The sequence below is a fragment of the Phosphitispora fastidiosa genome (assembly GCF_019008365.1).
GTDB lineage: Bacteria > Bacillota > Thermincolia > Thermincolales > UBA2595 > Phosphitispora > Phosphitispora fastidiosa.
Genome location: NZ_JAHHUL010000094.1, coordinates 1 through 312, shown reverse-complemented (window position 1 = coordinate 312; position 312 = coordinate 1). Strand labels below are relative to the sequence as shown.

The 312-nt window shown below is 55.1% G+C and carries 1 rRNA gene; it reads left to right on the top strand.

Annotation, left to right across the window (positions count from 1 at the left end):
- A 16S ribosomal RNA gene (locus tag Ga0451573_RS19090) occupies window positions 1-312 on the top strand; the annotation flags it as partial.

Below are 312 nucleotides of genomic sequence, written 5' to 3'. Positions count from 1 at the left end.
GAGTTATAGAGTGCCAGCCGCCGCGGTAATACGTAGGTGGCGAGCGTTGTCCGGAATTACTGGGCGTAAAGGGCACGCAGGCGGTCATATAAGTCAGCTGTTAAATGTATGGGCTTAACCGATGCATGCGGTTGAAACTGTATGACTGGAGTACTGGAGAGGTAAGCGGAATTCCCGGTGTAGCGGTGAAATGCGTAGATATCGGGAAGAACACCAGTGGCGAAGGCGGCTTACTGGCCAGTTACTGACGCTGAGGTGCGAAAGCCAGGGGAGCGAACCGGATTAGAAACCCGGGTAGTCCCGAACCTGGCC